The organism is Streptomyces sp. NPDC033131, assembly GCF_055578365.1.
The window spans coordinates 23,278-33,124 of the sequence record NZ_JBVIPA010000063.1 but is presented as its reverse complement, the minus strand read 5'-3'; the positions used below and the strand labels follow the sequence as shown (position 1 = coordinate 33,124).

The window sequence follows — 9,847 nt, the reverse complement described above, 5'->3', positions numbered from 1 at the left end:
CGGTCCGACAAACGCTCGCCCGCAGGCGACTTGACCTGCCCCACCCTCGCCACACCACAACCAACGAGCGCAGGGCATCTAAGTCACCGGCATTGCGGCTAGCCCGCCCGAGGCCGGGGCCGCGACCGCACGCCCCGTCCCCCGACCACGGCCTGTGCACGCGTCCTCCTACGAGGACGCCGTACGCGCCGCGGTCGACCTCGGCGGCGGCACGGACACCGTCGCGGACCCCGACCGGCGGCCTGGCCGGCGCGGTGTACGGCATCACCGCGATCCCTGACCGCTGGACAGCGCCTCTGCACGTACCCCTGCCGGGATTCGGCGAACGGGTCCCGCGCACACCGGAACTCACGGAGCTCGCTCCTCTGTTGAGCACCTGAACCCCGCGACGAGCTCGGCCCCGGCGAGCAGGCGGCCCAGCCCGGTTACACGTTGTTCAGATACGTCAGCACGGCCGGCACCCGGCGGTGCCCGCTGTCGCTCTGCGGCAGGCCCAGCTTCAGGAACACGTTCCCGATGTGCTTGTGGACCGCCCGTTCCGTGACGACCAGGATCTTCGCGATGGTGGCGTTGTCGTGCCCCTCCGCCATCAGCTTCAGGACCTGACTCTCGCGCGGTGTCAGCGAGTCGAGCGGGGTGTCCCGGCGCCGGGTCAGCAACTCCGTCACCACCTCCGGATCGAGGGCCGTGCCTCCGGCCGCGACCCGCTCCAGCGCGTCGAGGAACTCGTCCACCCGCCCCACCCGGTCCTTGAGCAGATAGCCCACCCCGCTGCTCCCCCCGCCCAGCAGCTCGGCGGCGTACGACTCCTCCACGTACTGCGAGAGCACCAGCACCGGCAGACCGGGCATCTCCTTCCGCGCGGCGAGCGCGGCCCGCAGACCCTCGTCGCGGAAACCCGGCGGCATCCGCACGTCCAGCACCGCCACGTCCGGCCGGTGCTCCAGCAGCGCGGGCAGCACCTCGGGCCCGGTGCCGACGACGGCCGACACCTCGTGCCCGGCAGAGGTCAGCAGGAGGACAAGGCCCTCCCGCAACAGGGCGTTGTCCTCGGCGATCACGAGTCTCATGGCGCCCATGTTCCTACGGTTCCGGCGGACCGCTCCCGGGAAGGTCCGCTCACAGCGCCTTGAGCGCCTCCGCGGTGCCCCGCGCCAGCCCTCCCAGATACCCCTTGGGGAGCTTCGGGCTGCGGATCACCACCGCGCGCCAGTACAGCGGCCCCGAGATCAGGTCCAGGGCCAGGTCCTCGTCGAGCCCTGCACTGACCTCGCCGCGCTCGCGTGCCGCCGCCACGATCTTGCTCGCGACGCCTTCCTGCCCCTCACGCAGGGCCTTCTGCATGGCCTCGGCGATCTCCGGGTTGCGTGCCGCCTCGGCCTGGAGGTCGGGGATGACCTGCGAGGCGACGGGGTGGCGCAGGGCACGGGAGGTCACCTCGTACAGCAGTCGCAGGTCGCCCTCGAGCGAGCCGGTGTCCGGCACCGGCAGGCCCATCACCGCGATCGCCGAGACGACGTCGAGGACGAGGTGCAGCTTGGAGCGCCAGCGGCGGTACACCGCGGTCTTGCCGACGCCCGCGCGGCGCGCGATCCCCTCGATGGACATCCGCGCGTAGCCGACGGCCGCCAGCTCCTCGAAGACGGCCGCCCGGATGGCCTCCGTCACATCCTCGCGGAGTACGGCGGCACCCGCGGGTGCCCGGCGGCGCGGACGCGTCTGCGGCTCGTCGGCGTTCGTCGTCATGCGGTCCAGCATAGGGGCGTTACGACGAAACGGTTGCGTTCCGACGTCAACTCGGCCTACGCTCACGTTGCGACGATACGGTCCCGTCCCGACGTAAGAGAACGTGAAGAGAAGCGTAAGAAAACGCCGGGCGACGGACCCACCCCAGCCACACGCACCCCACCCCCCGAGTGAAAGCAGCGGATGTGAGCCAGGTCCTCCACACACCGCCCCCGACGACGGCGACCGCACCGGCCGAAGACGACCTCGCGGCCCTCGCCGCCCGCTACGGCCTCTCGGTCAGCGGCGCCCGCCCCACCCTGCGCGAGTACGTCAGCCAGCTGTGGGCGCGGCGCCACTTCATCGCCGCCTTCTCGACCGCCAAGCTCACCGCGCAGTACAGCCAGGCGAAGCTGGGCCAGCTCTGGCAGGTGATGACCCCGCTGCTGAACGCGGCGGTCTACTACTTCATCTTCGGCGTGCTGATGGGCACCAAGAAGGGCGTGGCGGACTACGTCCCCTTCCTGGTGACGGGCGTGTTCGTCTGGACGTTCACGCAGAGCTCGATCATGGCGGGCACCCGGGCGATCTCCGGCAACCTGGGCCTCGTGCGGGCCCTGCACTTCCCGCGGGCCGCGCTGCCCATCTCCTTCTGCCTCCAGCAGCTCCAGCAACTGCTGTTCTCGATGGCCGCCCTGGTCGTGATCCTGCTCGCCTTCGGCGTGCCGGTGTCCGCGTCCTGGCTGCTGGCGATCCCGGCGCTGACGCTGCAGTTCACCTTCAACGCGGGCATCGCGATGGTCCTGGCGCGGGTGGGCGCGAAGACACCGGACATCGCGCAGCTGATGCCCTTCGTCCTGCGCACCTGGATGTACATCTCCGGCGTGATGTGGAGCCTGGACCACCTGCTCAGCAAGCACAGCGACCTGCCGTTCTGGGTGGCACCCCTGCTCAAGGCCAACCCGGCCGCCGTCTACATCGACCTGATGCGCTTCGCGCTGATCGACAGCTTCCACGCGAGCCAGCTGCCCGCCCACGTGTGGCTGATCGCGACCGGCTGGGCCCTGCTCGCCGGAGTCGGCGGCTTCATCTACTTCTGGAAGGCTGAGGAGACGTACGGCCGTGGCTGACAAGACCGAGAACATCTACGACGGCGAGAAGATCCCCACCGTCATCGCCGACGGCGTCGACATCGTCTACCGGGTCAACGGCACCGGCGCCGGCCGTGGCTCCGCGACCGCCGCCCTCAACCGCATGCTGCGCCGCGGGAAGGCCGAGAAGGCGGCCGGTGTGCGCACCGTCCACGCCGTCAGGAACGTGTCGTTCGTCGCGTACCGCGGCGAGGCGATCGGCCTGATCGGCACCAACGGCTCGGGCAAGTCGACCCTGCTCAAGGCGGTCGCCGGCCTCCTCCCGGTGGAGAACGGCCGGATCCACACCGACGGCCAGCCCTCCCTCCTCGGCGTGAACGCGGCCCTGATGAACGACCTGACCGGCGAGCGCAACGTCTATCTCGGCGGCCTCGCCATGGGCATGTCCCGCGAGCAGGTCAAGGAGCGCTACCAGGACATCGTCGACTTCTCCGGCATCAACGAGAAGGGCGACTTCATCACCCTCCCCATGCGCACCTACTCCTCCGGCATGGCCGCCCGGCTGCGCTTCTCCATCGCCGCCGCCAAGGACCACGACGTCCTGCTCATCGACGAGGCACTGGCAACCGGCGACCGTTCCTTCCAGAAGCGCTCCGAGACCCGCATCCGCGAGCTGCGCAAGCACGCGGGCACGGTGTTCCTGGTCAGCCACAGCAACAAGTCGATCCGCGACACCTGCGACCGCGTGCTGTGGCTGGAGCGCGGCGAACTGCGCATGGACGGGCCGACGGAGGAGGTCCTGGAGGCGTACGAGGCGTTCACCGGCGGCCCGGACAAGGCGAAGGCCAGGCCGAAGGTGCCGGTCTCCTCGTAACGAAGGCCCAGAGCAACCCCCACAACACAAGGGCGCCCCGGGCCTTCACGGCCCGGGGCGCCCTCTTCGCCGTACGGCTACGAATGCGTCCGCAGCAGCGTCCGCATCGTCCGCATGGCCACCGACAGATTCGCCAGGTCGAACGTCTCCGAGCCCTGGATCTCGTCCAGGGTCGTCCGGGCCCGACCCAGGATCGCCGCGTTCTTCTCCTCCCACGCCTTGAAGCGCTGCTCGGGAGTCGAGGTGCCGTTGCCCACCGCCAGGACGTCGGCGGTCACGGCCGCGTGGGCCGCGTAGAGGTCCTCACGGATGGAGGCGCGGGCCATGGACTGCCAGCGGTCGGCACGGGGCAGCTCGATGATGCGGTCCATGAGCTGGGTGATGTGGAGACGGTCGGCGAGGTCGTAGTAGACCTCGGCGACGTCCATCGGGTCCCGGCCCATGCGGTCGGCCACCGAGACGATGTCGAGCGTGGGGAAGGCGGACGAGAACCCGGCGACGCGCGTGGCGACCTCGTCCGGCACGCCGACGCCCGTCAGCTCGTCGTAGATCTTCTGGTACCACTCCAGGTCCGCGCCCCGCAGCAGCTTGGGCAGCTGTGACCACACCTGCTCGACCCGGTCGACGAAGAAGTCGACGGTCTCGGCGAGTTGGAGCGGCTGCGGCCGGTTGTTGAGCAGCCAGCGCGTACCGCGCTCCACCAGGCGCCGCGAGTGCAGCCGGATCCGGGTCTGGACGGCGGCTTCGACCTTGTTGTCGAGCGCTTCCACCGCGTCCCACACGACACCGGAGCGGAAGATCGCGCGCGCCGCGGTCTGCGCCCGCACGATCTCCTCCAGCGAGGCTCCGGTCTCCTCGCGCAGCCGGTGCAGGTAGGTCGTGCCGCCCGTGTTGACCGTGTCGTTGACCAGTACGGTCGTGGTGATCTCACGGTGCAGCGGGTGGCCGTCGATGTGCTCCCCGAACGCCTCGCGCAGCGCGCTCGGGAAGTACGCGTGCAGCAGGGTGCGCAGGTACGGGTCGTCCGGCAGCGAGGTGTGCAGCAGCTCCTCGGCGACCGTGATCTTCGTGTACGCCAGCAGGACGGCCGTCTCCGGTCCGGTCAGACCCTGGGCGGCGCCGAGGCGTTCGCGGATCTGGCGGTCGGTGGGCAGGAACTCCAGCGCCCGGTCGAGCAGGCCCTCGCGCACCAGGTGACGCAGGTACCGCTGCTGGGCGTGGAGCATGTCCTTGGACTGGGCGAGCGCGTTGGCGATGGCCGTGTTCTGCGCGTAGTTGTTGCGCAGGACCAGGTGGCCGACCTCGTCGGTCATCTCGGCGAGCAGCTTGTTGCGCTGCTTGACCGTCATGTCGCCGTCCGCGACCAGGCCGTTGAGCAGGATCTTGATGTTCACCTCGTGGTCGGAGGTGTCCACGCCCGCGCTGTTGTCGATGGCGTCCGTGTTGATCTTGCCGCCGTGCAGCGCGAACTCGATCCGGCCGAGCTGGGTCAGGCCCAGGTTGCCGCCCTCGCCGACGACCCTGACCCGCAGGTCGGCGCCGTCGACGCGGATGGGGTCGTTGGCCTTGTCGCCGACGTCCGCGTGCGTTTCGGTGCTCGCCTTCACGTACGTGCCGATGCCGCCGTTCCACAGCAGGTCCACCGGCGCCCTGAGGATCGCCTTCATCAGGTCGGCCGGCGTCATCTTGGCGACCTTGCCCTCGATGCCGAGAGCCTCGCGGATGTGCGCGTTGACCGGGATCGCCTTGGCCGAACGGGGGAACACGCCGCCACCCGCGGAGATGAGCGCGGTGTCGTAGTCGGCCCAGCTGGAGCGGGGCAGCTCGAAGACGCGGCGGCGCTCGGCGTAGGAGGTGGCCGCGTCGGGCTTCGGGTCGATGAAGATGTGCCGGTGGTCGAAGGCGGCGACCAGGCGGATGTGCTCGGAGAGCAGCATGCCGTTGCCGAACACGTCACCGGACATGTCCCCGATGCCGACGACCGTGAAGTCCTCGGCCTGCGTGTTCACGCCCAGCTCCCGGAAGTGCCGCTTGACGGACTCCCAGGCGCCGCGGGCGGTGATGCCCATCTTCTTGTGGTCGTATCCGGCGCTGCCTCCGGAGGCGAAGGCGTCGCCGAGCCAGAAGTTGTACGTCTCGGCCACCCCGTTGGCGATGTCCGAGAAGGTCGCGGTGCCCTTGTCGGCGGCCACGACGAGATAGGTGTCGTCCTCGTCGTGCCGGACCACGTCGGCGGGCGGGACCACTTCACCGGCGACCATGTTGTCGGTGATGTCGAGCAGCGCCGAGATGAAGGTCTTGTAGCTGCGGATGCCCTCCGCCAGCCACGCGTCCCGGTCCACGGCCGGATCGGGCAGCTGCTTGGCGACGAAGCCGCCCTTGGCGCCGACCGGCACGATGACGGTGTTCTTCACCATCTGCGCCTTGACCAGGCCGAGGATCTCGGTGCGGAAGTCCTCACGGCGGTCGGACCAGCGCAGTCCGCCTCGCGCGACCTTCCCGAACCGCAGGTGCACGCCCTCCACCCGCGGCGAGTACACCCAGATCTCGAACGCCGGGCGCGGCGCCGGCAGATCGGGGATCATCTGGGGGTCGAACTTCATGGAGACGTACTCGTGCGGCCGGCCGCCCGCCGCCTCCTGGAAGAAGTTCGTGCGCAGGGTCGCCTTGATGACGGTCAGGAACGACCTCAGGATCCGGTCCTCGTCGAGGGAGGCGACCTGGTCGAGAGCCGCCTCGAGCTCTTCGAGGAGCGCGTCGACGAGCTCGTGCCCGGCACGCTGGCGTTCCGGCGACATCCGCGCCTCGAACAGCGACACCAGCAGCCGGGTGGTGTGGACGTTGTGGCGGAGGGTGTCCTCCATGTAGTCCTGGCTGAACGTCGAACCCGCCTGCCGCAGGTACTTCGCGTACGCCCGCAGCACCATCGCCTGACGCCAGTTCAGTCCGGCGCTCAGCACGAGGGAGTTGAACCCGTCGTTCTCCGCCTGGCCCGTCCAGGTCGCGGCGAAGGCCTCCTGGAAGCGCTCGCGCCCGTCGTCACCGAGGTGGTCGCCGCTCCCGCTCTTCGGCTGGGGCATGCGCAGCCCGAAGTCGTAGATCCACGCCACGCTCCGGTCCGAGCAGCGCAGTTCGTACGGCCGCTCGTCCATCACCTCGACACCGAGCCGGTTGAGGACCGGCAGCACGGCCGACAGGGTGATGGACTCGCCCTTGCGGTAGATCTTGAACCGGCGCTCCTCGGGGGCGGCGCCCACGGGCTCGTACAGGCTGAGCGAGAAGCCGGTCTCCTCGGTGAGCTTCTCGAGCTGCGCGAGGTCGGCGACGGCGGAGCGCGGGTTGTGGTCGGCCTTGTAGCCCTCCGGGATCGCGTTGCCGTAGCGACGCACCAGCTCGGCGGCGCGCTCCTCGCCGAACTCGGCGTTCAGCGCCTCCCCGAACCCGTCGGCCCACGACCGCGCGGCCTCCACCAGCCGGGCCTCGAGGCGCTCCTTGTCGGCGTCCGACAGCTGCGCCAGCTCGGTGCCCTGCGGGACCCGGACGACGAAGTGCAGCCGGGAGAGGATCGACTCGGTGTTCCAGGCGGTGAAGTCGACGCTGGTACCGCCGAGTTCCTCCTTCAGGATGTCGATGATCCGCAGCCGTACGCCCGTGGTGTACCGGTCACGGGGCAGGTAGACGAGGGCGGAGTAGTAGCGCCCGTACTCGTCCTGGCGGAGGTAGAGCCGCAGCCGCCTGCGCTCCTGGAGGTAGAGCACGGAGGTGACGATGGCCTGCAGCTCGTCGACCGGGGTCTGGAAGAGGTCGTCGCGCGGGTACGTCTCCAGGATCTGCAGCAGATCGCGCCCGTCGTGGCTGTTGGGCGAGAACCCGGCGCGCTCCAGGACCTCCGCGACCTTGCGGCGGACGACCGGGACCCTGCGCACGGACTCGGTGTAGGCGGCGGACGAGAACAGCCCGAGGAAGCGCCGCTCACCGACCACGTTGCCGTTCTCGTCGAACTTCTTGACGCCGACGTAGTCGAGGTACGACGGCCGGTGCACGGTGGCCCGGCTGTTGGCCTTGGTCAGCACGAGCAACTTGTGCTCGCGGGCCTTGGCACGGGCGTCGGCGGGCAGCCGCTCGAAGGAGGGGCTGACGGGGTGGGTCTCGTCGCTCGCGTGGTGCGGGTCGGACCGCAGAATGCCGAGCCCGGTGCCGGGGACGGCCACGAGGGAGTCGTCCTCCCGCAGCCGGTACTCCCGGTACCCGAGGAAGGTGAAGTGGTCGGCGGCCAGCCAGCGCAGCAGCTCCCGCGCCTCCTCGATCTCCTGCTCGCGCAGATCGGAGGCGACGGGCTCCTTGGGCATCTCGTCGGCCATGCGCAGCGCCGCGTCCCGCATCTTCTCCCAGTCCTCGACGGCCTCACGGACGTCGGACAGGACACGCAGCAGGTCGGCGGTGATCTGCTTCAGGTCGCCCCGGTCGCTCTCGCGGTCGGTCTCGACGTGGATCCAGGACTCGGTGTGCGCGTCGTGCGGCAGCTCGCCGGCGGGACGCGGGGTGAGCACCTCGATGAGCTTGCCGGTGACGTCACGCCGCACGATGACCTGCGGATGGATGACGACGTGAATCCCGCGCCCCTGACGCGTCAGCTCGTTGGTGACGGAGTCGACGAGGAAGGGCATGTCATCGGTGACGACTTCGACCACCGAATGAGTGCACGTCCACCCGTTCTCTTCCACGGTGGGCGTGTGGACCCGCACGTTGGCCGTGCCCTGCGGGCGGTTCTCGGCCAGGCGGTAGTGCGAGAGTGCGGCTCCGAAGAGGTCGACCGGGTCGCGGTCGGCGAGGTCCTCCGGGGCGGTGTGCAGGTAGTAGCGCTGGAGGAACGCGAGCAGGGTGTCCCGGTCGGGAGTGCTCGCATCCGTCGTCCCGGTCGGTAGGTGCCCCCCGACCGGGCTGTTCTCAGCTACCCGGGCGGCCCTCTCGAGCAGCTCGGCCTTTGCTTCGTCCAGCTTGGTCTGCATTGTCCTCTGGCTCCTGTCGCGCGCCGTTGCGTGACGTAGGTGGAAGTACGGTCTCTTCCCCTGTGACGTAACGCCGTGACGCGGGGTGTCCGGTCTGCTCCGACGCTATGCCGCAAGGCGAGATGAGCGGGGGGTTATCAGCCATTCTCGACATGCCGGAAGGGTGTGACGCTGCTCTCGGCGGCGCCTGCTTCCGGGATGTGTACGGCGTCCTGGGGGCCCTTGCGCCCTCGTCCCGCCCGCGAAGACCAGCGAGCGCCGCCCGGTCACGGATGTAGTCCGTGCTCCCCGGGCGCAGGACAGGGGCGACGATGCCCCCGCGAACTATCGCGCTGATCACGCCACCAGGCTATCGCTCCTCACAGGGGGCCCGTCATGAGCCGTATGTGTACAAAACCAGGGGCAGAACTTTGACGTTCTGCACAGGGGCGAAGGAAGACATTCCATGCGTGTCTTCCTCAATTCCGACTCAAGCACGAGCGCGCTGTTTTCAGCCGGGATGGCGGTGGGGGGAGGCGCTGGGAGTGCAGAGAGAGCCCCTCAAGAGACCCAGTCAACGCAGTCCCCACGGGGCCCAAGGGCGAACCCCGGAGAAACGACAGCGACACACCCCCCGCCCGCATCCGAAAGCCCCGCAAGGAGTGCAGGGAGGCACTCCCTGCCGGAGCGCAGGGGCGGAGCCCGGCGAGAGGGGCAGGGAGGCACTCCCCGGCGGAGCGTCCAGGGGCGGAGCCCGGCGAGGGGCGCACGGAGGCACTCCCCGGCGGAGCGTCCAGGGGCGGAGCCCGGCGAGAGGCGCACGGAGGCACTCCCCGGCGGAGCGTCCAGGGGCGGAGCCCGGCGAGAGGCGCACGGAGGCACTCCCCGGCGGAGCGTCCAGGGGCGGAGGCCGGCGAGAGGCGCACGGAGGCACTCCCCGGCGGAGCGTCCAGGGGCGGAGCCCGGCGAGGGGTCCAGGGGACGCAGTCCCGCCCGGATCCAGGAGCGGAGCCCGCCTGGGACCAGGGGAGGAGCCCCGCGAGGGATGCAGGGGACCCAGTCCCGCCCGGAGCCAGGAGCGGAGCCCGCCCGGGTCCAGGGGCGGAGCCCCGCGAGGGATGCAAGGGACGCAGTCCCGACCGGGTCCAGGAGCGGAGCCCGACGGGATG

General features: G+C 70.0%; 5 protein-coding genes and 1 pseudogene. 3 read left to right on the top strand and 3 right to left on the bottom strand.

Annotated elements, in window-relative coordinates; translation table 11 throughout:
* Positions 1–163: 163 nt before the first annotated feature.
* Positions 164–380: pseudogene (locus ACZ5XS_RS42170) on the top strand (ADP-ribosylglycohydrolase family protein); the annotation flags it as partial.
* 45 nt (positions 381–425) lie between these two features.
* Here the strand turns inward: ACZ5XS_RS42170 and ACZ5XS_RS42165 are convergent.
* Together ACZ5XS_RS42165 and ACZ5XS_RS42160 are read right to left on the bottom strand one after the other, a co-directional pair.
* A complete protein-coding gene (locus tag ACZ5XS_RS42165; protein WP_468660623.1) occupies positions 426–1,070 on the bottom strand; it encodes a LuxR C-terminal-related transcriptional regulator in 645 nt (214 codons plus the stop codon).
* 49 nt (positions 1,071–1,119) lie between these two features.
* Positions 1,120–1,746, bottom strand: coding sequence for a TetR/AcrR family transcriptional regulator (locus ACZ5XS_RS42160; RefSeq protein ID WP_468660621.1), 627 nt, complete (start codon positions 1,744–1,746; stop codon positions 1,120–1,122).
* Between the two features lie 185 nt (positions 1,747–1,931).
* Here ACZ5XS_RS42160 and ACZ5XS_RS42155 point away from each other — a divergent pair, with 185 nt between their 5' ends.
* Positions 1,932–2,855 (top strand): ABC transporter permease, encoded by a 924-nt coding sequence (locus ACZ5XS_RS42155; protein WP_468660619.1) that lies wholly within the window; start codon positions 1,932–1,934, stop codon positions 2,853–2,855.
* Positions 2,848–3,690, top strand: coding sequence for an ABC transporter ATP-binding protein (locus ACZ5XS_RS42150; RefSeq protein WP_468660617.1), 843 nt, complete (start codon positions 2,848–2,850; stop codon positions 3,688–3,690). Before ACZ5XS_RS42155 ends, ACZ5XS_RS42150 begins: the two co-directional genes overlap by 8 nt.
* A gap of 77 nt (positions 3,691–3,767) precedes the next feature.
* Here ACZ5XS_RS42150 and ACZ5XS_RS42145 read toward each other — a convergent pair whose 3' ends face one another.
* Positions 3,768–8,699: an NAD-glutamate dehydrogenase gene (locus tag ACZ5XS_RS42145; protein WP_468660615.1), complete on the bottom strand. Its 4,932-nt coding sequence runs from the start codon at positions 8,697–8,699 to the stop codon at positions 3,768–3,770.
* Between the last annotated feature and the right edge of the window lie 1,148 nt (positions 8,700–9,847).